Genomic DNA, 26,627 nt, shown 5'->3' with positions numbered 1-26,627 from the left:
AGAAATGAAAAAAACTTTAAAAATAATATTTTTTGTATCTATTCTTGCGGTATTAACTTATGGCATATTATGGTTTGCAATCCTATTTTCCTTATCAAATTCTATAAATCAAAAATATTCTGATACTTATCTTAATATCGATGATTCTCAGCAATATTTTGTTAAATTTTCTAAAGCTAAGCCGTATGGTTTTCCTTTTAAATTTGGTATTTCAATTATTAATTGGCAAGAAGAAAGCGTTAATAGAAAAATCGAATTTAATTCACCTATAAATATTGGTTATGATTTATTAAAGCAGCAAATATTTGTAGATTTTTCAGGAGAGGCAGTTGGCAGATTTAAACCAATTGAGAGAGGCTTTGGAGTAAAATTTTATAATGATAATTGTATATTATCCGCAAAAATGCCTTTAAGTCTTGGATTATTTAAAATTGTAAAAGAGAAAAAGGATTTTTTTGAAATAATAAATTTTATAGAAGATGTTAAATTTACTTTAAATAAAGCAGAAATTTTTGATTTGGTAGATAATAAAAAGCTATATGAAGAAGATCATACTCTATTTAATTTAGAATTTGATAAGAGTAAATACTATACAAGTAAACAGGATTTTCTTGATAATATACCACAAAAATTAGAAATTAATTATGATACAGAAATAATACATAGTGATCTTGAAGATAGAATAATTCCGGCAGGGCTGTTATTATATAGATTAGCATGGCATAATAACTTTAAATTTTCAGCTAATTTTTTAATTACTGCGGGTAACCCAAATTTTAAAGACTTTGCTAAAGATTTAACAATTGAAATTACTAATGCACAAATAAATAGTAATAGTTTTGAAAATAATATTAATTTACTGTATAAAGGTAAGTTAGATGGTTTAGGTAATAATAACGTTAATCTTTTGATAGATTCAAAATTTAAGCTAAAGCAAGACTCTATAACAAGCTTCTTGAGTTTCATAAGAAAATATTATGACAGGCAAAACTATTTGCTTACACTTTCAGATAATGAGTCATATAAAAGTTTAAACTCTAAACTAAGCTATGTTTTAGATAGTAATCAGGAGTTTGATTTTAGTATTTTGGAAAACCGAGAATATGATTTTAAATTAAATGCTAGTTTATTTACTGAGTTAAATAAGTTAACTAGAGCTCAAATAAATGCTCTAAGTTTGTATTCAAATAGAACAGGATTTAATATAACAAACGAAACATTAGTAAGTGTATTTAAAGATTCTTATAGTAAGGGTGATATCATAGCCAATAATTATCCTAAAATAATGGAGGTGCTAAGCTCTTATATAAATAAAAATCTTTCGGAAGAAAGTAAAGAAATCTATAAAAATGCTTTTATATCTTTCTTTAAAACTATTTCCGATCATCCAAATTCTTCTAACTTAACTGATGTTAGTTTTGAATATAATTTTGATTTATCAGATTTAAATAAAACTAAAATAGGTACTATAGATGATATAAATAAAATTCTACCTTTATATTATTTGTCTTTATACCAAGCAGCAGTAAAAGAAGTTAAAACAGGTGATAATTTAAAAGAAAAAATCATGGAACTAATACCGGATTTTAAAGAACATCAAAAAATACTAGAAAAATGTATGCTACCAGGGTTTCAAGATATTAATGAAACTATGTGGCAAGAGATTACAAAATAATGGATATTATAGTAAAAATACAGCAGGATTTAAAAGATGAAGTAACCCAGTTAAATAACTTGATTATTAGCTGTTTAAAAAGTGATGAAGAGTTAATAGAGAAAGTTGGTAAATATTTACTGGAAGCAGGTGGCAAACGAATTCGTCCGCTATTAACTATTATAACTGCTAAAATGTTTGATTATAATGGCGATAGTCATATAAAGCTTGCTAGTGCCGTGGAATTTATTCATACAGCAACACTACTTCATGACGATGTAGTAGATGACAGTACGCTTCGAAGATTTAAGCCAACTGCTAATGTTATTTGGGGAAGTAAAACAAGTATTTTAGTCGGTGATTTTCTTTTTAGTCAATCATTTAAATTAATGGTATCTTCTGACTCTATTAAAGCCATGAATGTTTTAGCAAAAGCTTCAGCAATAATTTCAGAAGGTGAGGTAGTGCAGCTAGTTAAGCTAAACGAGCGTCGTCTTATAAATATAGAAGAATATCAGCAAATAGTTAAGTCTAAAACTGCTGAATTATTTGGTGCCTCTTGTTCTGTTGGAGCTATCATAGCAAATCAGAGTGATGATATTTCTAAAGATATAGAAGAGTTTGGAAGATTACTTGGCACTATATTTCAGGTTATAGATGATCTGCTTGATTATCTTGGCAATGATAAGCAGGTAGGGAAAAATATCGGTGATGATTTTTTAGAAGGGAAAGTTACATTACCGTTAATCTTCTTATATGACAAATTAGAGAAAGACGATAAAGCCCATCTTAAAAATATGATAAAGTCAGATAATCGTACTAAAGAAGAATTTGTAAAAGTATGTGATTTGATGGTAAAGCATAAAATTAGTAAGGATATTATAAATCATCTGAATAGCTTAGAAAATGAAGCTATTAGCGTTCTTAACAAAATCCCAGTTCAAAATATTTATAAAGAATATTTATTTTCTATTATTAGGTTTATTTTAGATAGGTCTTATTAGATTGTGTAATTGCGAGCGAACAAAGTGAGCTTGGCAATCTCATAAAATTTAGACTCCTGAGATTGCAACGTCGGCTTCGCCTCCTCGCAATGACACCTAACTCCCAACCTACAATAATATCTCTAGTAATTTCCAAAATTTCAATATAAGATAAAAACGAAAATAAAAAAGGTGTTAATATGGAATATGCATTATTAATTTTTAGTATCATAGCTATCTTGGTTATAATACAAATGGTTAAAGTTGTGCCTCAGCAACAAGCTTGGGTAGTAGAGAAATTAGGGAAGTTCGATAAGGTGTTGCAACCTGGTTTGAATCTCTTAATTCCAGTAATTCAAAGAGTAGCTTATAAACATACTTTAAAAGAAGAAGCAATAGATGTTACTGCACAAACTGCTATTTCAAACGATAACGTAACATTATCTATTGATGGTGTTTTATATGTTAAAATCATTGATCCAATGGCAGCTTCTTACGGTGTCAATAATCCGTATTACGCTATAACTCAGCTTGCACAAACTACTATGCGTTCGGAAATTGGTAAATTACCGTTAGATAGAACTTTTGAAGAACGTGAAACTTTAAACGTTGCTATTGTTGCAGCCATTAACCAAGCAGCGATAAACTGGGGCATACAATGTATGCGTTATGAGATCAAAGATATTCAGCCACCGCAATCTATCCTTAAAGCTATGGAGTTACAAGTAGCGGCAGAGCGTCAAAAACGTGCACAAATCTTAGAGTCTGAGGGTAATAGACAAGCAAAGATTAACCATGCGGAAGGAGAAAAAGCACAGATTGTTCTAAATTCAGAAGCTTCTTATACTGATCAAGTTAATAGAGCAAAAGGTGAGTCGGAGGCGATTGGTCTAGTTGCAACCGCTACAGCTAAAAGTATTGAGACTATAGCATCAGCAATGCAAAAAACTGGCGGTAGCGAGGCGGTATCTCTTAAAATAGCCGAGCAGTATATTAACGCATTCGGTAATTTAGCTAAAGATACTAATACAGTGATTTTACCTGCAAATCTTTCAGAGCCAAGTAGTTTTATCACTCAAACCCTAAGTATATTTAATCAATTAAAAACTTTTTCAGATAAGAAAGAAAGTAAGTAATATTTTGTGAAGATTTATTGTTGTAATAATAATTAGTTTTATATATCATAATCAGGTTGTTAACTAAAAAGGTAAGAATATGCTAAAAAATGAGAATGTTTGTGAAGATATGAAAGTATTTGTTGGCAAACCTGCCCCAGATTTTACAGCTACAGCAATTATGCCTAATAATAATGTAGAAGGTGAATTTACTCTTAGTCGTTATGCTAAAGGACATAAAATTATATTGTTCTTCTATCCTTTGGATTTTACTTTTGTATGTCCATCGGAAATTATAGCATTTCATAATAAACTTGGTGAGTTTACTGAAAGAAATACTAAAGTAGTGTCAGTTAGTGTTGATTCACATTTTAGCCATTTAGCTTGGAAAAATACTCCTCATAGTAAAGGTGGACTTGGACAGGTTCAATTCCCAATGGTTTCTGATCTTAAAAAAGAAATTTCTTCAATGTATAACGTGCTTAATGATGGCGGTATTTCATTACGTGGTACTTTTTTAATAGATGAAGATTTTGTAGTGCGTCATATGTTAGTTAATGATTTGCCTATAGGTCGTGATATTAATTATACGCTGAAAGTAATTGATGCATTAGCTCATAATCAAAAACATGGTGAAGTTTGCCCGGCAGGTTGGCATAAAGGTGAAGAAGCTATTACGCCATCGCATGATGGTATAGCACATTACTTAAGCTCACATGCAGAGAAATTATAGTATAGTAATTATTCCCGTCATTGCGAGGAGCGAAGCTTTGTTACAATCTCATAAAACATCCTGAGATTGCCATGCTCCTTTTAGTCGCTCGCAATGACGTTCATCAAGTACTTTACCTAATGCTAAAAGAACTATTTTCTGCTCCTACTTCTAAAATATCGTGTGATCTTGAAACAATTAATATTTTGCGGCTTATTAGAAGTGAAAATGTAGGACCTAAAACTTTCTATAGCTTAATAAAGTTATTTGGTGATGCAGCAACTAGCATAGAAAATATTGGGGATTTTTCACTAAGGGGTGGAAAATCAAAGCCGATTAAGATTTTTAGTAAAAGTGATGCTGAGAAAGAATTAGAACTGCTTAAAAAAATAATGCTAAACTTATCACATATAAATCTCTAGAATATTCACGATTATTATTTGAAATTTATGATCCCCCGCCAGTATTAAGCTATAAAGGTAATATAGATTTACTAAATCATCATAAATGTATTGCGATAGTTGGAGCTAGAAACGCCTCAGCAAATGGGAGAAGCTTTTCTCATAAAATTGCTGCCGAGTTAGCAGAAGAGGGGTATGTAACTGTTTCAGGCTTAGCAAGAGGAATAGATAGCAGTGTGCATCAAGCAGCAACTTCTAAAACTATTGGAGTTATTGCTGGCGGTATTGATCATATATATCCACCAGAAAACAAAAAATTATTTGAAAATTTGGCAGAAAAGGGGTTTATAATAGCTGAATTACCTGTAGGATCTACGCCACTTGGTAAGCATTTCCCGCAACGTAATAGAATAATATCTGGTCTTGCTCTTGCTACAGTAGTAATAGAAGCGAGCCTAAAATCTGGCTCTTTAATTACAGCAAGATTTGCTCTTGAGCAAAATAGAGAAATTTTTGCCGTTCCAGGTTTTCCTTTAGATCAAAGATGTCAAGGTATAGCTTAATGCGATAAGATAGTGACTTAGAGTATGAGTTAGATTATACTAAATGAAAAACTTATGGCAAAGGCATATTCATACGATTTAAGAATATGAGTAATAAAAAGTTTAACAGATGGTAAAACAATAAAAGAGACTTCTGAGATATACTCTATTAGTAGGAAGACTATAATAGAATGGAAAAAATTAAAGAAACAAACCGGCGATATCAAAGCAAAAAGTGGTTATCATACAGGACATCGTAGAATAATAAGAGACATAGAGGGATTTAAAAAATTTATAGAATTAAATTTTGATAAAACCACCATGGAACTAGCTAACAACTGGAGTCAAAAAGTATCTGCAAGTACGATATCAAGATTGCTTAATAAATTAGGTTATAGTTATAAAAAAAACTTTTCTTCATCCCAAAAGAGATGTTGGTCTAAGGAATGAGTTTATATTGAAACTAAAAACTATAGACAAACAAGATTTAGTATTTATCGATGAATCTGGGATAGAAGATAATAGCTGTAGAGAACACGGGTGGAGCATTATCGGTCAAAGATGTTATGGTGAAAGGGTCTATCAACATAAATCACAGATTAGTATGATTGCTGGGGTGTCTGCCAAAGATATTATTGCCCCAATAATATTTGATGGGACATGTAATAAGGACATTTTTGAAACTTATGTACAAGAGATATTGATCAAAGAGTTAAAGCCTGGTCAGATAGTAGTAATGGATAATATTAATTTTCATAAAAGTACAAAAGTGAAAACGTTAATTGAATCTTTTGGTTGCAGTATTTTATTTTTACCAACTTACTCTCCTGATTTAAATCCTTACTATTACCCACAATTATAAAATGCTGCTAGAGTATTCACTGATCATTTTAAATAAGAAGGATAGGCGATATGCAAGATATAGTAACATACGGGATAAATATATCAAGCACTGGTTGGTTAGAGAATGAGCTCAGGCATGTTGACTTTAAAGATAAAAGACTTATAAATCGGCTTATTAAAACCAGTAACTTACTTGATAGCAAAGCATCCGGCACAATAAATCAAAGTTGCAGATCCTGGAAAGATGCGAAGGGAGCTTACAGACTATTTAGCAATGATAAGTTTGATATAGATGAAGTCTATTCTTCGCATCATGTGGAAACACAAAATAGAATCCAAGGCAAAAATTTAGTGTTTGCAATTCAGGATACAACTTACCTGGATTATGACACTCATATTAAGACAAAAGGGCTAGGCAGTATCTCCAAAGCTTATACAAAGCACAAACAGGGTCTTATTATGCATAGTACTATTATAGTGACGCCAGGAGGTCTGCCTTTAGGCCTTACCTCTCAGCAATGTTGGGCACGTATCGCAAGGGAAGAGGATCAGAAGGAAAAAGCAAGGCGTAAGTATATCACTCACATCAAAGATAAAGAAAGCTATAAATGGATTAACGCGTTTGAGGAAACAATTGCCAATATTCCTGAAAATACTAGAGTTATTACGGTTGGAGATAGAGAAGCAGATATCTTTGATTTGTTATGGAAAATTGAAGAATCAGCTGCAGAATTTGTAATTCGCAACAGACAGGATAGGAAATTTATTTGCCCGGAAAATGGTAAAACAAAAATACAAACGAAAATAAGTAAGCTACAGTCCAAGAAAGAGATTAGACTGAAAATCCCAGGCAATGGACTTCATAAAGCAAGAAAAGCAAATGTTGAAATTAAATACACATATGGGCACATACCAATTAGGTCTGTATCTTTATATGGCCCTGAAAATACTGATCACAAAATCAGTGACAAATTAGCTGTTTATGTTGTAAGCGCTAAAGAAATTAATGCCCCTGTTGGAGTAGAGGCAATCGATTGGACTATACTGACCAACATCCCCGTGAGTAGCTTTGAAGATGCTGTTGAGCGTATAACTTGGTATAAGCTAAGATGGAAAATAGAAGAATATTTTAGAGTTCTGAAATCAGGATGCAAGATAGAAGCCTCTCGCTTATCTGCCGAAACAAAGCTACAAAAATTAATTGCCATAAAAAGCCTCATTGCTTTTAAAATTTTATATTTATCAAAAATAGCCTCAACTTGTCCTGAAGAGAGCTGCGATAGCATACTTACCACCCAAGAATGGAAAACGCTTTATATGCGCGTGCACAGAACAAATAATACTCCTGGCAAGCCTCCAAATATAAAAGAAGCTATTATTTTGCTTGGTAAATTAGGAGGCTTTATGGCAAGAAAGAGTGATGGGTTGCCCGGAGCAATGTCTTTATGGCGGGGATATGAAATCCTTCAAGAGAGCGTAATGATGCTATCAATTGTTAGTGGTAAAATTTGTGGGTAATAGTAAGATTTAAATCCTATTGAGCATTACTGGTTTAAAATCAAGAACGAAATAAGAAAAACTGTTTCTAATTTTGAGCACTTTTTTGATGCGGTTTACTATGCTCTTAAAAAAGTCACTACCTTATCGCATTAAGCTATACAAATAAACTTATTAGACAAGGTGCACATTTAGTAGAATCGGTTAATGATATTGTAGCTAATTTGCCGCAATATAAAGAATTTATCAAGAAAGATGAAAGCTTATTTAAAGATTTTGCTGAGTTAGATGCTAATTTTAAACCACTAAATACAATGCAGATAAAAGAACCATCAGAAAAAGAGCGTGCTGTTGTTATAGAATTATTATCTGCAGTACCTATAGATTTTGATTATTTACAAAAAATGACGGAATTACCATTGCCTATTATATATACAATAATATTAGAATTAGAGCTTGCTGGTAAAGCAATGCGACACCCCAGCAATAAAATATCGTTAATTTATAACGCTGATAAGTAAAAATAGTTGTTTTTATAATAAAATTATACAAATTAGATAAGTATATAATAAATAATAATAATTGATGAAATTAGTAATAGTAGAATCGCCAGCAAAGGCAAAAACAATAAATAAATATTTAGGTGATGAATTTAAAGTTATTGCCTCATTTGGTCATATTAGAGATCTTCCATCTAAAAAAGGTTCTGTAATACCTGATGAAAATTTTTCAATGAAATATGATATTTCAGAGAAAGCAGGTAAATATGTGGATGCAATAATTAAAGATGCAAAAAAAGCTGAGTCAGTATATCTTGCAACCGATCCAGATCGTGAGGGTGAGTCCATCTCGTGGCATATTGCAGAGGTAATTAAAGAAAAAAATAAAGTCAAATCTGACGATTTTTTTAAGCGAGTAGCGTTTAACGAAATTACCAAAAAAGCAATTACTCATGCTATAGAAAATCCTAGAAAACTTGACAATAATTTAGTAAATGCTCAACAAGCACGAAGAGCTTTAGACTATTTAGTCGGTTTTACATTGTCACCGCTTTTATGGCGTAAGCTTCCTGGGTGTAAATCAGCGGGGCGTGTACAGTCTGTAGCATTACGTTTAATATGCGAGCGTGAAGATGAGATAGAGCGATTTAAGTCAGAAGAATATTGGGATATTAGCCTTAAAATGCTAAATAGTAACAAAGAGCTATTTACTGCTAAACTAACTCACGTAAACGATCAGAAGCTAGAAAAGTTTTCGATTACTAATGATAAAGAAGCAAAAGATTTAACTGAAAAGCTTAAATCTCAGAATTTTCATGTTGATAAGATAGAAAAGAAGCAGCAAAAACGTCAGCCGCAGCCTCCTTTCATTACTTCATCTCTTCAACAAGAAGCTGCACGAAAATTAGGTTTTAGTGCTAAAAAAACCATGCAAATAGCTCAAAAATTGTATGAGGGTGTAGATATCGGTAAGGAAACTATCGGACTTATTACTTATATGAGAACTGACGGCGTTACCTTATCAAATGATGCGGTAGATGCAATACGTAAATTAATAAATAAAGATTACGGTGATAAATACCTACCAAGCAGTCCCCGCATTTATAAATCGAAAGTAAAAAACGCTCAAGAAGCTCACGAAGCTATAAGACCGACAAATATTAACTATACCCCTAATGATTTAAAGGAAAAGCTAGAGAAAGATTATTATAAGCTTTATGAATTAATTTGGAAAAGGACTATAGCCTGCCAAATTGAAAATGTCATAATGGATCTAGTAAATGCAACTTTAGTTTCAGAAAATAAGGAATATTTAGCAAGAGCGAACGGGATGGCTATAGCTTTTGATGGGTTTTATAAAGTCTATCGTGAAAGTATAGACGATGAGGCTGAAGAAGAAAATAAGATGCTGCCGCCTTTAAAAGAACAAGAACATTTAAAAACTAAAGAGATCATTCCAAATCAGCATTTCACTGAACCACCGCCACGATATTCAGAAGCCAGCTTAGTGAAAAAGCTTGAAGAGCTTGGAATTGGTCGTCCATCAACTTATGCTACTATTCTGTCAGTTTTACAAGATCGTAAATATGTGACGTTAGAGAAAAAGCGTTTTATGCCTGAAGAACTAGGGCGTCTAGTAACAGTATTTTTAGTTGGTTTTTTCAAAAAATATGTTGAATATGATTTTACAGCAGGACTTGAAAATGAGCTAGATGAAATAGCTGCTGGCAAGCTTGAATGGAAATCCGCTTTAGGTAATTTTTGGAATGGCTTTAACCACAATATAGAATCTGTAAGTAAACAAAACATTACAGAAATTATTAGCTATGTGCAGCAAGCTCTTGATTATCATATATTCGGAGAAAATAAAGACTCTAAAGTTTGCCCATCATGCAAAACTGGTGAGCTAAGTTTAAAGCTTGGTAAATTTGGAGCATTTTTAGCATGCAGCAATTACCCTGAATGTAATTTTAGAAAATCTATTGTTAGTGGTAATGATAATAATGAAACTGATGGAGAGGCTAAAGATATTGTTAATGAAAATAAAGTTTTAGGCAAGGATAAAGAGGGAATAGAGATATATTTGAAAAAAGGACCTTATGGACCTTATATCCAATATGGTGAGCAAATAGATAGTAAAACAAAACCAAAACGTGTCCCGTTGCCCCTTGTTATAAACCAGAATGAAATTACTATCGATACAGCGTTAAAGCTTTTGAGTTTACCGCTTAAAATAGGTATGCATAAAGATAGTGGTGAAGAAATTTTAGTTGGATATGGTAAATTCGGTCCATATATAAAATATATGGGCAAGTTTATTTCAATACCTAAAAAATATGATTTCTTAAATTTAAGCTTAGATGATGCAATGAAGTTAATTGAAGAAAAACTAAGTGCAATTGCTGCTAAACAACCAAATCCTTTGAATATGGATGAGGTAACTAATCTTGTCGATAAGAAGATAAAAGTTAAAAAGACAAAAAATAAGTAAAAATGACAAAAGTTATAACACGATTTGCTCCATCACCGACAGGCATGTTACATGTTGGTAATATAAGAGCAGCACTACTTAATTGGCTATATGCGAAGAAGTATGATGGGCAGTTTATTTTAAGATTTGACGATACGGATTTAGAGCGTAGCAAACAAGAATACAAAGACGCTATCGAAAAAGATCTAAAGTTTTTAAACCTTAATTGGGATCAAACATTTAATCAATTAAGTCGTTTAAATAGATATGACGAGATCAAAAAACTATTATTGGATAAAAAAAGATTATATGCCTGCTATGAAACGCCCGAAGAGCTTGAATTAAAACGTAAATTTCAGCTTTCTAAAGGATTGCCTCCTATTTATGATCGATCAGCCCTGAATCTAACAGAAGATCAGATACAAAAATATATAGAACAAGGACGAAAGCCGCATTATAGGTTTTTAGTAAATCATGAACCGATTACTTGGCATGATATGATCAAAGGCGAAGTTAAGTATGAGGGTAAGGCTTTGAGTGACCCGATAGTAATAAGAGCAGATGGAAGTATGACTTATATGTTATGCTCGGTTATTGACGATATTGATTATGAGATCACTCATATTATTAGAGGTGAAGATCATGTTAGTAATACTGCTATTCAAATTCAGATGTTTGAAGCTTTAGATAAATCTCCGCCAACTTTTGGGCATTTAAGCTTAATCATTAATAAGGATGAAAAAATTTCAAAAAGAGTAGGGGGGTTTGAGATTGCAACCTTAAGAGAAGAAGTGGGATTAGAAGCAATGGCAATTGCTAGCTTCTTTAGTTTGCTTGGATCATCAGCACAAATTATCCCTTATAAAAAGATGGATGAGTTAGTGAAACATTTTGAAATAGGTAGTTTTTCTAAAAGCCCAACTATTTATCAGCCGGAAGATTTAGAAAGATTAAATCATAAATTATTGATAAGTCTAGAATTTTCTGAGATAAAAGATCGCCTTAAAGAAATAGAAGCAGATTATATTGATGAAAATTTTTGGCTGTCAGTAAGGTCTAATTTAAAAAAATTATTTGATGCAAAAGATTGGTGGGAGATTTGTCATAAAACTCCAAACATAAAAGATTTGAATTTAGATAAAGAATACCTAAAACAAGCTGCAAAATTATTACCGGCAGGGAAAATAACAACTGAAATTTGGAGTATTTGGACAAAGAAAATAGCGGATAATACGGGTAAAAAAGGTAAAGAATTATTTTTGCCGCTACGTCTTGCTCTAACAGGTAAGGAATCCGGACCCGAGATTGCTAAGGTGTTGCCCTTAATTGATAGAGAAGAGATAGTAAAAAGGTTGACCTGTTCTTAATATATATAGGATAGTAATAGATTTTTGAGAAAACAGAAATAACATAAATACCCTATAAAACCTATTGTAATAATACATTATTTATAGTAAAAACGATGCCATAAAACAAAGTAACTTTATTATGAAAATATTGATTTTAGGTGCAACCGGCATGCTTGGTAATAGTATGTTTAGGTTTTTGAGCACTGATAAAGATCTTGATGTTTATGCGACAAGCCGGAGCAGCTCAGCTCGTTCTTATTTTTCTAAAAATTTAGCAAATAAAATAGTTCCAAATGTAGATGTTGAGAATCACGATTCGTTAGTTGAAGTATTGAATAAAGTAAAGCCTAATGTAGTAATAAATTGTATAGGACTGGTAAAGCAGCTCGCTGATGCAAATGATCCTTTAAAAGCATTACCGATTAATAGCTTACTGCCACATAGGCTTGCTGGTTTATGTGAACTTGTTGGTAGCAGGTTAATCCATATTAGTACTGATTGTGTATTTTCAGGAAAAAAAGGCAATTACAAGGAAAGTGATTTTCCGGATTGTTATGATTTATATGGTCGTTCTAAATTTCTTGGTGAGGTAGATTATCCACATGCTATTACGCTTCGTACTTCGATTATAGGTCATGAACTTTCAGGAAATAGAAGCTTGACTAACTGGTTTTTAAGTTCAGAAAGGTCAGTAAAAGGTTTTGAAAAAGCTATATATTCAGGTTTTCCGACTGTAGAGCTTGCAAGAATAATAAAGGATTTTGTGCTACCTAATAAAGAACTGCATGGTCTTTATCATGTTGCATCAAAACCGATTAATAAGCTAGAATTGCTAAAGCTAATAGCAGAAATATATAATAAAAAAATTGATATTATTCCATCAGATGAGTTAATAATAGACCGCTCACTAGATAGTGCACGTTTTAATGGGATAACAGGTTATAACCCGCCTGAGTGGAGGGAACTTGTGAAGCGTATGTATGATTTTGGGTGATGTGTGTCATCCCATGGCTTGACCACGGGGTTTTGTGTCACAGGTTATGTCCTGAGACCGCAATCAAGTTGCGGTATGACATTATTCTTAAAAATTAATAAAATAGGTATTTATAGATAATGTTTGTAGATAAAACTTTGTTGATTACCGGAGGTACCGGTTCATTTGGTAATGCAGTACTTTCTCGTTTTCTTAAAAATGATATTATTAAAGATATCAAAGAAATCAGAATTTTTAGTAGAGATGAAAAAAAGCAAGAAGATATGCGTATTGCTTTGAATAATTTAAAAATTAAATTCTATATCGGGGATGTGCGTAATTATCACAGCATTGATGACGCAATGAAAGGTGTAGATTACGCATTTCATGCTGCTGCTTTAAAGCAAGTTCCAACCTGTGAATTTTATCCTATGGAAGCAATAAATACCAATATTTTAGGTGCTGAAAATGTTTTAAGGGCAGCAATAATTAATAAAGTTGCAAAAGTTATAGTACTTAGTACTGATAAAGCTGTGTATCCAATTAATGCGATGGGATTGTCTAAAGCATTAATGGAAAAGTTAGCAATAGCAAAAGCACGTATGAATGTAAAAGATAAGACAGTATTTTGTGTTACTAGATACGGTAACGTTATGGCATCAAGAGGGTCGGTAATTCCTTTATTTATTAATCAAATTAAGCAAAATAAGGATTTAACTATTACAGAGCCTTCAATGACGCGTTTTTTAATGTCACTTGTAGATTCTGTAGATTTAGTTTTATATGCATTTGAGCATGGTCACCAAGGTGATATTTTCGTACAAAAATCTCCATCTAGTACTATTGAGATGTTAGCTAAGGCATTACAAGGAATATTTAACAGTAAAAACAAAATACGTTTTATTGGTACACGTCATGGTGAAAAACATTATGAATCGTTAGTATCTTCAGAAGAAATGGCTAAAGCTGAAGATTTAGGCAATTATTACCGCATTCCTATGGATGGACGTGATCTTAATTATGCAAAATACTTTGTTGAAGGTGAAAAGAAAGTAGCACTTCTAGAGGATTATACCTCACATAATACAAAGCGTTTAAATCTAGAGGAAGTTAAAGAGTTATTACTAAATCTTGATTATGTACAAGAGGAGCTAAAAAATGCTTAAGGTAATGACTATTGTCGGTACTCGCCCAGAGCTTATTAAGCTGTATTGTGTGATTTCTGAGTTTGATAAATATACCAAACATATTCTAGTTCATACCGGTCAAAATTATGCATACGAATTAAATCAGGTTTTTTTTGATGATATGGGAATCAGAAAACCTGATTATTTTTTAGAAGTTGTAGCAGATAATACAGCAAAATCTATCGGGCTTGTTATTGAAAAAGTAGACGAAGTTCTTGAAAAAGAAAAGCCTGATGCGGTGCTATTTTATGGTGATACTAATTCCTGCCTTTCTGTAATTGCTGCTAAACGTCGTAAGATTCCCATTTTTCATATGGAAGCAGGAAATCGTTGCTTTGATCAGCGTGTACCTGAGGAAATTAATCGCAAAATAATCGATCATACTAGTGACGTTAATATTACATTAACCGAGCATGCAAGACGCTATTTAATTGCTGAAGGATTGCCGGCTGAACTTACCTTTAAATCAGGTTCACATATGCCGGAAGTACTTGAACGCTTCATGCCTAAAATATTAAAATCAGATATTTTAGATAAATTATCACTCACATCAAAACAATATTTTTTAATTAGCTCACATCGTGAAGAAAATGTAGATGTCAAAAATAATTTAAAAGAATTATTGAATAGTTTACAAACTCTTATTAAAGAGTATAATTTTCCGATAATCTTTTCTACGCATCCGAGAACTAAAAAAAGGCTTGAAGATTTAGAAGGATTTAAAGAGCTAGGAGATAAAATAAGATTCCTGCCGGCGTTTGGTTTTACCGATTACGTAAAATTACAAATGAATGCGTTTTGTATTTTATCCGATAGCGGTACTATCACTGAAGAAGCATCAATACTTAATTTACCTGCCTTAAATATTAGAAATGCTCATGAGCGTCCTGAAGGTATGGATGCTGGCACGTTAATTATGTCCGGTTTTAAAGCTGAGAGGGTATTGCAAGCGGTAGAAACTATTACTAGAGAACATGATAACAACAAACGTACACAAGCAATAGTGCCGGATTATAATGAAGCAGGGCTTGTATCGAAAAAAATATTGCGTATAGTTTTAAGTTATGTAGATTACATTAACCGCACAGTATGGTTTAAATGATCAAGAAATATATAATATAATCATAATTAAAACATGATCAGTCTTCCATTATTATTTAGCATTTTTTTAGGATATAGCTTCTTTTTTAGAAGATTATTTAAGATAGAGTTTTCACATGCTTTAATATTTTCTACATCATTTATCTTATCAATATATTTTATAGCATCTATTTTATATATTTTAGATCCAATTATTTATGCTTCATTTGCTCTAGGCATAGGATTATTTTTATATAGTCTTTTTGATTTTTTAAAGCAAAATAATATAAAAAATATAAGTGATTTATTTGGAGTTGACGTAATAATTTTTATCACAGCAATGATTATATATTTTCTATGTGTGAAGGACTATCCTAGTTATTATTTTTGGGATGAATATTCTCACTGGGGACTTTTTTTGAAAGAAATAAATATTTACCATGGTTTTAGATTGCCTGAAAATGAATCAGCTGTTGCAGCACAATTCAATACATATGTGAAACTAGTAGCTATTTTTCAGTATAGTATGAGTAAAATTTTAGGCTTTAAAGAAAGTTTTAATATTTTTGCCAATGGTTTTCTCTGTTTTATTTTCTGTACAGTAGTATTTGTAGAAAAGAGACCATTTTTAAGTATAGTTTTATGCTTAATGTTACTTTTATTTCCGATGCTAAATAATATAGTTAGGTTTAACTCAATTTATCCCGATACTACAGTAGGATGTATATTTGGTGCAGTTATCGCTATTTATATTCAGTCCAAAAAATATAACAATACTTTATTAAGTTTAATCGCACCATCATTATTTATTTTGCCTAATATAAAAGAAGCTGGTTACTGGTTTTCTTATGTATTAATTTTCATGATTACTGTTGACCTGATTATTAACAAGCAATATATATTTATATGCAATAATAATTTTATTATTACCACCTGTTATAAGTAAATTCATATGGTGTAATTATGTAGATGAACTATGTAGAGCAAGCACATACGATTTTAAATGTTCTTCATATAAACAACTTCCTTTTGTTTCTATCATTAATCTTTTACTAATTAATTCTGAGCAATTAGCTACTGTAAAATTAATGTTGAAAAGTATTTTGCCTTATATATATAAAAGAAATGCTATATATTTATACTTTAACTATTGTAGCTATAATTTTTATTTGGCAAAACTCGAGGGAGCAATTACAAAATTTTGTAAAAACATTGCTTATTTCGCTTGTAGGTTTTATTTTATATTTCATTTTTAGAGTAGAATTATATTTAACTCATTTTGTAAAACAAGAAGCAGAAATGGCAGCTTGTTATTCAAGATATTTAAATAGTTATACTATTATATTTTGTTTTGTAATAATAAGTTTTATTAAAAATTCCTTTTATAATTTAAATGTGAAGTTTAAAAATTTAATTTGGTTCTATATTGTTACTGTAGTTTTAAGTATAGTATCTTTAAAATATACTATAAATAAATTAGTAAATGTTTCTAATTTTAGTGATGTTGGTCCCCCAATAGAACGTCAAAATAAATTAAAAGATCTTATTCAAAGCGGGATAAAAGATGGTTCAGAATTTAAAGAACACGATTTTAAGTTATTAGATTGTTTTATTTATAATTACCTAGAAGCTCCAAATACTGATAAATACATATTTAAAAAATGTTTTTTAGAAGGACTAGGAAGACTTTAAATTTAGTAGGAGGGTTATGAATACCAAAAGATTTTTACAGCAGCAAATGAAAAATTTTGCAGAAGAAAGCATAAAGAAAATAATAAATGCAGCAAAAGAAAAAGAGTATTTTTTATCGCCCTTTAAACATTTAGTAATTGATAATTTCTTATCTTTAGAGCTCGCTAAAAGTTGTTTAGATGATTTTCCAAATCCTAAAGAAAAGCAATGGGACATAGCAAATGATAAAGATATAGAAATTAAAAAAAGATCAACTTGGAAATCTGAATTTGATATACCAGATGGCATTGTTGATACAATACGTTTATTTAATTCATCGGATATGCTTTATGCACTTGTAGGGCTTTTTAAAATTCCGAAACTTATTCCTGATCCATTAAATTTTCCTGAAGGTGAATATCATAAATCTATTATACTATATTACTAATACTAAAGCTCCGCATGATGAAGCTAATGATATTATAAAAGAGCCGCATAGAGCTTTATGGAAAAAGCATGATTTTACTAATAAAGATAAAAATCTTACAAGGAAATATTATTAATCTGAAATAATTTTGAAATGAAAATATTACAAGTAAATGGTTATGAATCTCCAGGAAGCCGCTTTCATGGGCTCGCTATTACGCCTCTTTTAAAAGAATATGGCATAGAATCAAAACATCTAATTTGGCAAAAAGATACTAACAATCCTGAAGTATTAACTTTTAGCGAAAAAGATCGTAAAATAAATCATTTTTTACAGGGGGTAGAAAATATTTTATCTTTACAGTCAGTTTTATATCGTAACGCTTTGCAGATGATAAAAATGCCGGAGTTTCAAGAAGTCGACCTTATTCATCTTCATATTATTCATTCTGGTTTTTTTAGTATGAGGCATTTGCCTAAAATAACTAGTTTAAAGCCAACAGTTTGGACTTTGCATGATCCTTGGGCAATGACTGGACGCTGTATTTATCCAATGGGTTGTAGTGGATGGGAAAAAAATTGTGGTGTTTGTCCTGATCTTAACACTCCATTTGCAATGAGAAAAGATAATAGTAAGTTTTTATTTGATTACAAACGTAGAGTTTATAAAAAATCTGACTTCAACTTAATTGTAGCATCAAAATGGATGCAAAATATGGTTGATACTTCACCTTTATTTGATAAAGAAGTTAAGGTTCATCATCTACCTTTCGGTTTAGATTTAAAATTTTTCTCTTCTGATCATACTAAAAAAGCAAGAGAACGTTTTAATATTAGCGATGAAAAAATAGTGATCTGTTTTCGTTCGGAGGATACCACCTTTAAAGGTTACCAATACATTATGGAGGCATTAGAGAGGCTAGAAACCACAAAACCTATATGCTTATTAACAGTTGGTAGACATAATTTATTAGAGCAATTTAGGGGAAGATTTGAAATAATAGAACATGGCTGGACTAATGATGATGTGTTACTCCGAGATGTTTTAGCTGCGTCCGATATTTTCTTAATGCCTTCTGTTGCCGAAGCGTTCGGTGTTATGGCAATAGAAGCATTAGCATGTGGTAAGCCAGTAATAGTTTTTGATGGAACATCATTACCTGAGGTAACTTTTGCACCTGATATTGGTATTTCTGTTCCTATGCGTGATAGTAATGCTTTATCAAATGCGATAAAGCGTTTAGTTGATGATCCTAAGGAGCGTCTAGAACGGGGTAATAAGGGAAGAAAGGCAGCTGAATTACACTATGATCAAGATATGCATGTAAAGAACTTAGTAGATATTTATAGGGAAGTTCTAAATAAATGAAAATTTTACTTTTAACCGATATTCTTCCTTGTGAGAGTTGTATGGCAGGGTTAGTGTACTCTTTTGAAGCAAGTTTAAAATGAAAATACTACAAGTAAATGGTTACGAATCTCCGGGAAGCCGTTTTCATGGGCTTGCTATTACGCCTCTTTTAAAAGAATATGGTATAGATTCTAAACATCTGATTTGGAAAAGAGACACTAATAATCCTGAAATCCTATCTTTTAGCGTAAAAGATCATATAATAAATAATTTTTTGTATGTAACAGAAAGAATTTTATCTTTGCAATCAATTTTATATCGTAACGCTTTGCAGATGATGAAAATGCCAGAGTTTCAAGAAGCCGATCTTATTCATCTTCATATTATTCATTCTCGGTTTTTTAGTATAAATCATTTACCTGAAATAACTGGGTTGAAACCAACAGTTTGGACATTGCATGATCCTTGGGCAATGACTGGACGTTGTGTTTATCCAATGGGTTGTAGCGGATGGGAAAAAAATTGCGGTGTTTGTCCTGACCTTAAAACTCCATTTCCAATGATAGTAGATAATAGTAAATTTTTATTTGATCACAAACGCAAAATATATGAGAAATCTAATTTTAATTTAATTGTAGCATCAAAATGGATGAAGAATATGGTTAGTACTTCACCTTTATTTAATAGAGAAGTTAAGGTTCATCATATACCTTTTGGTTTAGATTTAAAGTTTTTCTCTCCTGATCATACCAAAAAAGCAAGAGAACTTTTTAATATTAGTGATGACAAAATAGTGATCTGTTTCCGTTCGGAGGATAATCCTTTTAAGGGTTATCGATATATTATGGATGCATTAGAAAGGCTGGAGACCACAAAACCTATATGCTTATTAACAGTTGGCAGACATAATTTATTAGAACGATTTAGAGGAAGATTTGAAATAATAGAACATGGCTGGACTAATGATGATGTGTTACTCCGAGATGTTTTAGCTGCGTCCGATATTTTCTTAATGCCTTCTATTGCAGAAGCGTTCGGTGTTATGGCAATAGAAGCAATGGCATGTGGTAAGCCAGTAATAGTTTTTGATGAAACATCATTACCTGAAGTAACTTTTGCACCTAATATCGGTATTTCTGTTCCTATGCGTGATAGTAATGCTTTATCAAAGGCTATAAAGCATTTAGTTGATGATCCTAAGGAGCGTTTAGAACGAGGTAGTAAAGGAAGAAAGGCAGCTGAACTACATTATGATCAAAATATGCATGTAAAAAATTTAATAAATATTTATAAGGAAGTTTTAAACAAATGAAAATTTTACTTTTAACCGATATCCCTCCTTGTGAAAATTATACTGCAGGATTGGTATTAAAACCTTTAGTAAGATTTCTATCTCTAGATCAAATCGTTATGTGTACGGTTTCGTATCCGGTTTTAGAATTTAAAATACCACCAGAATTAGAAAAAATTCCTCATTTAAAATTATTCAAACCTATTGAAAGGATGAAATCAGGAGGACTAATTACTTATAGCCTAGAGTTATTTAATGCTATAAAAGTGAGATATTATTTACTTCCTAAAATTATTAAGTTTGCTAAAGAGCATAAAGTTGACACTATATGGGTTGTATTGCAAGGTCAAACCATAGTTAGGTTAGCACGACCTTTGGCTAAAAAATTATCAGTATCATTATTTGCTCAAGTATGGGATTCTTTTGAATGGTGGCTTCGTGCTTGTAAAACTGATAAGCTTACTCAAAAAAGACTTTTAAAAGAATTCGATGAAGTACTGAAATATAGTACTTGTTGTGCTACTGCTTCTTGGGCTATGTCTGAAGAATATGAAGCTAAATATAATATACCAACTATACCGGTAATTGCTGGGTTACCAAAGGAATTGGCAAGTCTGCCTGCTACTTCTTATAGGAATGATAATGAATTTATAATTAGTATAGCAGGGCAATTATATGCACAAAATGAATGGCTAAGCCTTATTAATGCCCTAAATCAAACTAATTGGAGAATTGCAGGAAAAAATATTAAACTTAGGATAATGGGAGGGGGTTTTCAAGCGTTTGTACAGTCACCCACTAATTTTGAATATTTAGGATGGCGTTCACAAGAAGAAGCTATAAAATTACTTGCAGAGTCAGATCTCCTCTATATGCCATATTGGTTTTCAAAAGAATTTTACAAAGAATCTAGTACAAGTTTTCCTTCAAAATTAGTAACTTATTTTGCCTCAGGTAGACCAGTTTTTTGTCATGCTCCTCCATATGCGTCTCCTAGCAAATATATAATTAAACATAATGCAGGGTATATATGCGGTTCGCTAGATACGAACGAGATAATAAATGTTTTAGAAAAAGCAATATCAGATAAGGAATCTTATAGTATATTTGCTCAAAATGGACATAATTGTTTCTTGCAAGATTTTACATTAGAGAATATAAAAGAAAATTTTTTAAAATTTTTAAATATAAATGGTAGTAAATGACAATGAAAATAAATAATAACCGTATTGTTTGGGTAGATTTAGTAAAAACTCTAGCTATTATTATGGTGATATTACTTCATTCTATATCTCCATTATTCTACAAATATTCATCTATCCCTTTTTCTAAAAGTTTTATTTTATCTAATCTTATAGATTCGTTTTGTAGGGTAGCTGTTCCTTTATTTATAATAATTTCGGGTTTTTTAGCACTTAAAGGTAATATTCTGATAGAAAAACTATGGTCTAAAATAAAAAGGTTATTAATTCCCTTAATATTTTGGAGCATCCTATATAAATATTGGATTTTATATAATAATAACGAAACATTTAATATTTTTTCCGTATTAGAAAGTATCTTTCGTGAACCTGCAATGTATCATCTAGTTTTTGTTTATTACATGCTAGGAGTTTATTTACTATTTCCAATTCTTTCGTTAATTGTTAATGAAATGCTTAAAAATACAAAATTTGCTTGTTATTTTCTAATATTATGGTTCGCAATTAATTCTATTAATTACTATTATGTATTTTCAATAATAAATTGGATGGTAATTAGTAATTTTCTTAGTTATTCTGGTTATGCTGTTTTAGGAGCTTATTTAATAAGAAAAAATATTGGGTTAAAGCTTCCTAGATATTATTGGTTAATTTTATCCTTGCTAGTAAGTAGTGTTACGTTTGTTATAACCTGGATTTTAAATATAGATTCTGTTAATGCTGATGAAACAGCTTATTGGTATTTATCTCCGAATGTTGTTATAGCATCTGTAGGGATGTTTTTAGCATTGCAAAATATTAATATACCTGCTCAATATAATAAATTATTAAAATGCATTTCTGAAAACTGTTTTCTTATTTTCTTTGTGCATGTGTGGATATTAGATAGACTACAATATTTAACATCAAATTTCTTTAGTAATGATATAATGATTTATCCAGTAGTTGATGGTTTGATTTTGAGTATTGCTACTTTCATATTTAGTTTACTGGTTAGCATGTCAATTAGACTAATTCCTCATTCTCAAAAATTAGTCGGATGAGACAAAATATATATTCCCCACTAGTTTCGATTATTATCCCTGTATATAACGGTGCTAACTATTTAAAAGAATCAATAGATAGTGCTTTAGCTCAAACATATAAAAATATCGAAGTTATAGTTGTTAATGACGGCTCAAAAGATAATAGGAAAACGGAAGAAATCGCTTTATCATACGGCGATCAAATACGTTATTTTTCCAAAGAGAATGGTGGATGTGGTTCAGCTTTAAATGTTGGCATAAAAAATATGAAAGGGGAATATTTTTCATGGCTTAGTCATGATGATCTATATTATCCTAGTAAAATTGAACATCAAATTAATATATTAAATAAATTAGATAACAAAGATACTATAATTTATGGCGGTTATGAGTTAATTGATGAAAAATCCCGTTCTTTACGTTTTATAAAACCTAATGATAAATATCCAAAAGAAAAATTAGATATACCATTATTTGCTCTTTTACGTGGGTTAGCATATGGTTGCACTTTATTAATACCAGCTATATATTTTCAAAAAGTTGGATTATTTAATGAATCTCTAAAGCATACTCAAGATTATGATTTGTTTTTTAAGATTTTTCGGGTAGCAAAAATTCATTTCGATTCTCAAATTCTTGTAAAATGCCGTCAACATTCAACACAAAGTAGTCGTGTTGTTCCTAAAAGTTTAGAAGAATGTGAAGAATTGTGGTCAAGATTTTTAAAAGAGTTAACAGAAGAAGAAATGCTAGAAATGGGCGGCGGTTCTATAACGGTATTTTTATTTGATTTTGTAGCTTTTTTGAAAGGTTATACCTCCTATAGAAAATCAGGACAATTAGCCTTAGAGATGGCAAATAAATATTTAAATAATACAAAAGTTACTGTGATCATTCCTCTATATAATAGGATAAATTGGACTATAGAGGCTATAGAAAGCGTACTTATTCAAACTCATCAAAATTTTGAAGTTTTAGTAATAGATGATGGATCAACTGATGATATATCAAAATTAACTGAAACATGTAAAAAAGATAAGAGAATAAAATATTTTCGTAGGGAAAATAAGGGTGTTAGTTCAGCTCGTAATTTTGGAATTGAAAAAGCTACCGGCGAATATATTGTTTTTCTTGATTCTGATGATTTATTTATGCCAGACAAAATAGAAACTCAATTAAGGTATATGGCAGAAAATGATTTATCATTTTCTCATACTTCTTATCAAAAAGTAGATGGGCAAGGAAAATATCTTTCTTCTGATGATTCAGGTACTTTTTCTGGACAATGCTTTCCCCAAATTATTAATTACTGTCCAATAGCAGTACCGACAGTTATGGCTAAAACTTCTGTATTTAAACAAAATTTATTTCCTGAAAATATTAGAAATGGTGAAGATTTTTGTGTATGGATTTCTATTGCAAGTAAGAATCTGATAGGTGGTATTGATAAAGAATTGTCACAAGTAAGAATAACTAGTACTAATACTTTGTCAAATCCTAGAAAACATGCAGAAAGTTTAATAAACACAGCATCTTATATTATTAGTCATCATTATTTAAACAAATATAGTTCCCTAACTGTTGGTTTATTATCAAAAGCTATAACAAAATTAAAATTATTAAAAGAAGATATGGATGTTACAAAGAACGGCTCTATTGGTATGAAAAGAATAGAACTAGGTTTTTCTAATATACCAAGTTTACTCAGGTTAGCTATTTATTCTATAAAATATAATGGAATGCGTGCAACTATATCTAAAATAAAAAGATGGTTTAAGAAACATAGAAGATTTTAACTTATTCTCCCAGTATTTTTACTTTTGCACCATCGCTTATTTGAGGCATGCCGTCTGTAACGATTATATCGCTGTCTTTGATGTTATCAGAAGTAATTTCGATTAAGCCGTTGGTTCGTAAACCAGTTTTTACATATAGTTGTTTTGCTGTATCACCATCTATTTTATAGACAAAATTGCCTTGATTATTACGTTGTATAGATTTTTCTGGTACAGCTAAATTTTCATGTGGGTTGATTATCAACTTAACATCTACGTAGCTATTATGTAAGATATTTGTATTATTTGGTAAGGCAATTTTAGCAGTTATAGAACCGTTATTTAATAAATAGTGTGAGATAGCAAAAACCTCACTATGGATTTTGCCATTAACTATTGCTTTTGTACCGGCAAAGACCTTGCCGCTTAAAGATTCTGGTAATTCAATAAAAACACTTTGTGATTTATCAGCTCCTGTAATACTAAAAAGATAGTCACCTATTATTACTTCACCACCAACCATAGGCTTTATCACACCTATTTTACCATTAAAAGGTGCGGTAATTATCATGTCATTATAGGTTTTAAGAGCCATCGTATAATTAAATTTAGCCTCTTCAAGATCACTTTTCGATTTCTCATATTCTTGACTACTTACATATTTTTTTGCAAGTAAAGCATTTTTTCTGTCATATTCGTCTTGTTTAGTATTTAGTAAAGCTGCAGCTTTTGATTTAGTAGTTTCCGCTACATCTTTATCTATAACTAATAATATATCACCTTTTTTTACTATTTGTCCTTGCATAGCTGAAACCTTCTCAACAGTACCAGCAGCATTAGCATAATAGTCACGGCTATTATTGTTTTGGCATCGCCCTACGATATTAAAAACTTCATAAAGTTCTGCTATATGGGCTTTAGCAACTTTTACACCTGTTATTTTTTCTTCTATTTTTTTACTTGCAATAGTAGAAAGTGAAATCAACAAGATAAAAAAACCGATAAATTTTGTAGACATAAATTATTTTTTTAGCTTTTTTAGCTCCTCATCTGTTAACCATTTTAATTCTTTTTCTAGAACCTCAAATCTAATTTTTTCTAGTTGTTCATTAAGATCAGGTTCAGGGACGATTGCGGAGCCCATAAACTCAAATCCTTGGTAATTAATTTTTAGTTTACTACATATCTCTTGTAATGATAATAAATTTTCTTCTATATCATCTATGAATATTATTGATTTTGGAGAATAATTTGTTTTTTGCAACACATATTCAAGCACCGCTCCCTTATCATATTCTGCGGTATAAATTATTCCATCTTTTAAAATAGGATCACCATAACCAGCATTAAAATCTTTTATTATGATCTCATCATTTAAAGGTGATAATTCTTGAAGATTCACTTTCAATAAAGTTAATTCTTGTCCTCTCCATTTTATCATATCCTCAATTATACCAAATTTACCAGTAGGAAGTTTTGTAAGTCCCATTGCTGGAATATTTTTTTCTTTAAGTAAAGCAAATATGGTTAAAATATCATTATTCACAAACCTAGCTTTGCGGTCTTTTAAAACTACACTCATCAATAATTTACATTGCTCTATCGTGAGTCTTTTTTCGATATCATTTACTAATACTTTACGGTAATCATGCGTTAATCTAGATTCATCTGAATCCATCACTATTACCTCATCAACATCAAAAAGCACTAGATAAGTTTCATCAGCTTTTTCTATTGCTTCTATAACTTCTTTAAAATCATGGATTTTATTTATTTTGCTAAACATATTTTTCGTTTTTTATAATATTTATTATTTCCTCTAAAGAATTTGTCATAACCTTTAAGTCCTCTTCTCTAGATAGGTTATGTCTTCCATCTTTAATTAATTTCAGTACCATTTGTTTGCTTGTTATTTTTTCTAATAGTTTAAGAGAAATTTCATAAGGCACATCTTCATCTAACATACCATGGATTAAATGCACCGGAATATTTATATCAATTTCGTTCTTTGTCAATAGTAAATGCTTTTTTGCATCTTCGATTAATTTATAGCTAATAGGGTATCTATATTCACAACTTCTACCTGATATTTCTAACACACTTTCTTTTTGCATTCTAGATTGATCTTCCGGCGATAGATTGTACCAAATATCTTCTGTAAAATCAGCTGCGGGGGCTAAACAGATAAGTCCTTTAACTTTATTTGGAAACTTTAAAGCTGCAAGAAGTGCAAGCCATCCTCCCATGCTTGAGCCGACTATTATGGCTTGATCATCAATTAATTCATCTAAAACTAGAGCTACTCCTTCTAACCAACTACTAATAGTTTGATCTGTAAATTGTCCTGTAGCATGACCGTGACCAAAATTATCAAAAATAGTAAAATTATAATTGTTTTTTTTACAATAATCTATTAAATAGAGAGCTTTAGATGAATGCATACCTGACATTAAGCCGTGTAAAAAAATTACAGGTGGAATATTTGTATTAACAATTCTATAATTATTATAGACAACAAATTTGTCTTGTGTTCTAGTATAAAGCTTGTGCATTTTAAATAATTATTTAAACAGATGAAAT

26 protein-coding genes are annotated in these 26,627 nt (G+C 30.9%); 23 read left to right on the top strand and 3 right to left on the bottom strand.

The features are described from left to right. Positions 1–4 precede the first annotated feature (4 nt). The 23 genes from ACOAL3_RS05190 (at position 5) to ACOAL3_RS05080 (ending at position 24,068) form a co-directional block, all read left to right on the top strand. Positions 5–1,675, top strand: a complete 1,671-nt coding sequence (locus ACOAL3_RS05190; RefSeq protein ID WP_419235560.1) for a hypothetical protein — start codon at positions 5–7, stop codon at positions 1,673–1,675. Continuing rightward, a complete protein-coding gene (locus ACOAL3_RS05185; RefSeq protein WP_419235559.1) occupies positions 1,675–2,658 on the top strand; it encodes a polyprenyl synthetase family protein in 984 nt (327 codons plus the stop codon). The genes ACOAL3_RS05190 and ACOAL3_RS05185 overlap by 1 nt, the downstream gene beginning before the upstream one ends. Before the next feature lie 179 nt (positions 2,659–2,837). After that, positions 2,838–3,773: an SPFH domain-containing protein gene (locus ACOAL3_RS05180; protein WP_419235558.1), complete on the top strand. Its 936-nt coding sequence runs from the start codon at positions 2,838–2,840 to the stop codon at positions 3,771–3,773. A 109-nt stretch (positions 3,774–3,882) separates the two neighbouring features. Next, complete coding sequence (locus tag ACOAL3_RS05175) at positions 3,883–4,485, top strand: peroxiredoxin (RefSeq protein WP_395477643.1); 603 nt, start codon at positions 3,883–3,885, stop codon at positions 4,483–4,485. Between the two features lie 119 nt (positions 4,486–4,604). Then, entirely contained in the window at positions 4,605–4,886 is a 282-nt protein-coding gene (locus ACOAL3_RS05170; RefSeq protein ID WP_419235557.1) for a DNA processing protein DprA, read from the top strand. Then, a complete protein-coding gene (gene dprA, locus ACOAL3_RS05165; protein WP_419235608.1) occupies positions 4,868–5,428 on the top strand; it encodes a DNA-processing protein DprA in 561 nt (186 codons plus the stop codon). The genes ACOAL3_RS05170 and dprA overlap by 19 nt, the downstream gene beginning before the upstream one ends. 93 nt (positions 5,429–5,521) lie before the next feature. Next, positions 5,522–5,857, top strand: a complete 336-nt coding sequence (locus tag ACOAL3_RS05160; protein ID WP_419235606.1) for a helix-turn-helix domain-containing protein — start codon at positions 5,522–5,524, stop codon at positions 5,855–5,857. Positions 5,858–5,864: 7 nt separating this feature from the next. Then, positions 5,865–6,269 carry an IS630 family transposase gene (locus ACOAL3_RS05155; protein ID WP_419234586.1) on the top strand — a complete coding sequence of 135 codons (405 nt, stop codon included), beginning with the start codon at positions 5,865–5,867 and terminating at the stop codon, positions 6,267–6,269. A gap of 50 nt (positions 6,270–6,319) precedes the next feature. Further along, complete coding sequence (locus ACOAL3_RS05150; RefSeq protein ID WP_419234585.1) at positions 6,320–7,768, top strand: IS4 family transposase; 1,449 nt, start codon at positions 6,320–6,322, stop codon at positions 7,766–7,768. A gap of 203 nt (positions 7,769–7,971) precedes the next feature. Next, on the top strand, positions 7,972–8,268 hold the full coding sequence (locus tag ACOAL3_RS05145) for a DprA-like winged helix domain-containing protein (RefSeq protein WP_395477512.1): 297 nt from the start codon (positions 7,972–7,974) through the stop codon (positions 8,266–8,268). Between the two features lie 64 nt (positions 8,269–8,332). Continuing rightward, entirely contained in the window at positions 8,333–10,738 is a 2,406-nt protein-coding gene (gene topA, locus ACOAL3_RS05140) for a type I DNA topoisomerase (RefSeq protein ID WP_419235556.1), read from the top strand. Between the two features lie 2 nt (positions 10,739–10,740). Further along, complete coding sequence (gene gltX / locus ACOAL3_RS05135) at positions 10,741–12,084, top strand: glutamate--tRNA ligase (protein ID WP_395477514.1); 1,344 nt, start codon at positions 10,741–10,743, stop codon at positions 12,082–12,084. A gap of 121 nt (positions 12,085–12,205) precedes the next feature. After that, positions 12,206–13,060 (top strand): dTDP-4-dehydrorhamnose reductase family protein, encoded by an 855-nt coding sequence (locus tag ACOAL3_RS05130; RefSeq protein ID WP_395477515.1) that lies wholly within the window; start codon positions 12,206–12,208, stop codon positions 13,058–13,060. A 119-nt stretch (positions 13,061–13,179) separates the two neighbouring features. Further along, positions 13,180–14,205 (top strand): polysaccharide biosynthesis protein, encoded by a 1,026-nt coding sequence (locus tag ACOAL3_RS05125; protein WP_419235555.1) that lies wholly within the window; start codon positions 13,180–13,182, stop codon positions 14,203–14,205. Continuing rightward, the gene (wecB, locus tag ACOAL3_RS05120) at positions 14,198–15,328 is read left to right on the top strand and encodes a non-hydrolyzing UDP-N-acetylglucosamine 2-epimerase (protein ID WP_419235554.1); all 1,131 of its coding nucleotides are present in this window, start codon (positions 14,198–14,200) and stop codon (positions 15,326–15,328) included. Before ACOAL3_RS05125 ends, wecB begins: the two co-directional genes overlap by 8 nt. 33 nt (positions 15,329–15,361) lie before the next feature. Next, positions 15,362–16,252: a hypothetical protein gene (locus ACOAL3_RS05115; protein ID WP_419235553.1), complete on the top strand. Its 891-nt coding sequence runs from the start codon at positions 15,362–15,364 to the stop codon at positions 16,250–16,252. A 179-nt stretch (positions 16,253–16,431) separates the two neighbouring features. Further along, complete coding sequence (locus ACOAL3_RS05110) at positions 16,432–16,998, top strand: hypothetical protein (protein ID WP_419235552.1); 567 nt, start codon at positions 16,432–16,434, stop codon at positions 16,996–16,998. Between the two features lie 16 nt (positions 16,999–17,014). Continuing rightward, positions 17,015–17,425 (top strand): hypothetical protein, encoded by a 411-nt coding sequence (locus ACOAL3_RS05105; RefSeq protein WP_395477520.1) that lies wholly within the window; start codon positions 17,015–17,017, stop codon positions 17,423–17,425. Between the two features lie 132 nt (positions 17,426–17,557). After that, positions 17,558–18,772 carry a glycosyltransferase family 4 protein gene (locus ACOAL3_RS05100; RefSeq protein ID WP_419235551.1) on the top strand — a complete coding sequence of 405 codons (1,215 nt, stop codon included), beginning with the start codon at positions 17,558–17,560 and terminating at the stop codon, positions 18,770–18,772. Between the two features lie 79 nt (positions 18,773–18,851). Further along, positions 18,852–20,066 carry a glycosyltransferase family 4 protein gene (locus ACOAL3_RS05095; protein ID WP_419235550.1) on the top strand — a complete coding sequence of 405 codons (1,215 nt, stop codon included), beginning with the start codon at positions 18,852–18,854 and terminating at the stop codon, positions 20,064–20,066. Further along, positions 20,063–21,250: a glycosyltransferase gene (locus ACOAL3_RS05090; protein ID WP_419235549.1), complete on the top strand. Its 1,188-nt coding sequence runs from the start codon at positions 20,063–20,065 to the stop codon at positions 21,248–21,250. Before ACOAL3_RS05095 ends, ACOAL3_RS05090 begins: the two co-directional genes overlap by 4 nt. Beyond that, complete coding sequence (locus ACOAL3_RS05085) at positions 21,247–22,290, top strand: acyltransferase (RefSeq protein ID WP_419235548.1); 1,044 nt, start codon at positions 21,247–21,249, stop codon at positions 22,288–22,290. The genes ACOAL3_RS05090 and ACOAL3_RS05085 overlap by 4 nt, the downstream gene beginning before the upstream one ends. Beyond that, entirely contained in the window at positions 22,287–24,068 is a 1,782-nt protein-coding gene (locus ACOAL3_RS05080) for a glycosyltransferase family 2 protein (protein WP_419235547.1), read from the top strand. Before ACOAL3_RS05085 ends, ACOAL3_RS05080 begins: the two co-directional genes overlap by 4 nt. Before the next feature lies 1 nt (position 24,069). Here ACOAL3_RS05080 and ACOAL3_RS05075 read toward each other — a convergent pair whose 3' ends face one another. Genes ACOAL3_RS05075 through ACOAL3_RS05065 form a run of 3 tightly spaced genes read right to left on the bottom strand, consistent with a single transcriptional unit; the run spans position 24,070 to position 26,599 of the window. Then, complete coding sequence (locus ACOAL3_RS05075) at positions 24,070–25,065, bottom strand: efflux RND transporter periplasmic adaptor subunit (RefSeq protein ID WP_419235546.1); 996 nt, start codon at positions 25,063–25,065, stop codon at positions 24,070–24,072. 3 nt (positions 25,066–25,068) lie between these two features. Continuing rightward, positions 25,069–25,833 (bottom strand): DUF2608 domain-containing protein, encoded by a 765-nt coding sequence (locus tag ACOAL3_RS05070; protein WP_395477527.1) that lies wholly within the window; start codon positions 25,831–25,833, stop codon positions 25,069–25,071. Next, positions 25,826–26,599 carry an alpha/beta hydrolase gene (locus ACOAL3_RS05065; RefSeq protein ID WP_419235545.1) on the bottom strand — a complete coding sequence of 258 codons (774 nt, stop codon included), beginning with the start codon at positions 26,597–26,599 and terminating at the stop codon, positions 25,826–25,828. The genes ACOAL3_RS05070 and ACOAL3_RS05065 overlap by 8 nt, the downstream gene beginning before the upstream one ends. Between the last annotated feature and the right edge of the window lie 28 nt (positions 26,600–26,627).

The sequence above is a fragment of the Rickettsia endosymbiont of Nabis limbatus genome (assembly GCF_965196655.1).
In the GTDB taxonomy this organism is placed as follows: domain Bacteria; phylum Pseudomonadota; class Alphaproteobacteria; order Rickettsiales; family Rickettsiaceae; genus Rickettsia.
The sequence above is the reverse complement of the archived record's forward strand: the minus strand, read 5'-3'. Positions and strand labels throughout refer to the sequence as shown.

What these genes read in the sequence shown, in the direction of transcription:
- ACOAL3_RS05190 (WP_419235560.1), top strand. Translation starts at nt 5, where the DNA reads ATGAAAAAAACTTTAAAAATAATATTTTTTGTATCTATTCTTGCGGTA.
- ACOAL3_RS05185 (WP_419235559.1), top strand. Translation starts at nt 1,675, where the DNA reads ATGGATATTATAGTAAAAATACAGCAGGATTTAAAAGATGAAGTAACC.
- ACOAL3_RS05180 (WP_419235558.1), top strand. Translation starts at nt 2,838, where the DNA reads ATGGAATATGCATTATTAATTTTTAGTATCATAGCTATCTTGGTTATA.
- ACOAL3_RS05175 (WP_395477643.1), top strand. Translation starts at nt 3,883, where the DNA reads ATGAAAGTATTTGTTGGCAAACCTGCCCCAGATTTTACAGCTACAGCA.
- ACOAL3_RS05170 (WP_419235557.1), top strand. Translation starts at nt 4,605, where the DNA reads ATGCTAAAAGAACTATTTTCTGCTCCTACTTCTAAAATATCGTGTGAT.
- ACOAL3_RS05150 (WP_419234585.1), top strand. Translation starts at nt 6,320, where the DNA reads ATGCAAGATATAGTAACATACGGGATAAATATATCAAGCACTGGTTGG.
- topA (WP_419235556.1), top strand. Translation starts at nt 8,333, where the DNA reads ATGAAATTAGTAATAGTAGAATCGCCAGCAAAGGCAAAAACAATAAAT.
- gltX (WP_395477514.1), top strand. Translation starts at nt 10,741, where the DNA reads ATGACAAAAGTTATAACACGATTTGCTCCATCACCGACAGGCATGTTA.
- ACOAL3_RS05130 (WP_395477515.1), top strand. Translation starts at nt 12,206, where the DNA reads ATGAAAATATTGATTTTAGGTGCAACCGGCATGCTTGGTAATAGTATG.
- ACOAL3_RS05125 (WP_419235555.1), top strand. Translation starts at nt 13,180, where the DNA reads ATGTTTGTAGATAAAACTTTGTTGATTACCGGAGGTACCGGTTCATTT.
- wecB (WP_419235554.1), top strand. Translation starts at nt 14,198, where the DNA reads ATGCTTAAGGTAATGACTATTGTCGGTACTCGCCCAGAGCTTATTAAG.
- ACOAL3_RS05115 (WP_419235553.1), top strand. Translation starts at nt 15,362, where the DNA reads ATGATCAGTCTTCCATTATTATTTAGCATTTTTTTAGGATATAGCTTC.
- ACOAL3_RS05110 (WP_419235552.1), top strand. Translation starts at nt 16,432, where the DNA reads ATGCTATATATTTATACTTTAACTATTGTAGCTATAATTTTTATTTGG.
- ACOAL3_RS05105 (WP_395477520.1), top strand. Translation starts at nt 17,015, where the DNA reads ATGAATACCAAAAGATTTTTACAGCAGCAAATGAAAAATTTTGCAGAA.
- ACOAL3_RS05100 (WP_419235551.1), top strand. Translation starts at nt 17,558, where the DNA reads ATGAAAATATTACAAGTAAATGGTTATGAATCTCCAGGAAGCCGCTTT.
- ACOAL3_RS05095 (WP_419235550.1), top strand. Translation starts at nt 18,852, where the DNA reads ATGAAAATACTACAAGTAAATGGTTACGAATCTCCGGGAAGCCGTTTT.
- ACOAL3_RS05090 (WP_419235549.1), top strand. Translation starts at nt 20,063, where the DNA reads ATGAAAATTTTACTTTTAACCGATATCCCTCCTTGTGAAAATTATACT.
- ACOAL3_RS05085 (WP_419235548.1), top strand. Translation starts at nt 21,247, where the DNA reads ATGACAATGAAAATAAATAATAACCGTATTGTTTGGGTAGATTTAGTA.
- ACOAL3_RS05080 (WP_419235547.1), top strand. Translation starts at nt 22,287, where the DNA reads ATGAGACAAAATATATATTCCCCACTAGTTTCGATTATTATCCCTGTA.
- ACOAL3_RS05075 (WP_419235546.1), bottom strand. Translation starts at nt 25,065, where the DNA reads ATGTCTACAAAATTTATCGGTTTTTTTATCTTGTTGATTTCACTTTCT.
- ACOAL3_RS05070 (WP_395477527.1), bottom strand. Translation starts at nt 25,833, where the DNA reads ATGTTTAGCAAAATAAATAAAATCCATGATTTTAAAGAAGTTATAGAA.
- ACOAL3_RS05065 (WP_419235545.1), bottom strand. Translation starts at nt 26,599, where the DNA reads ATGCACAAGCTTTATACTAGAACACAAGACAAATTTGTTGTCTATAAT.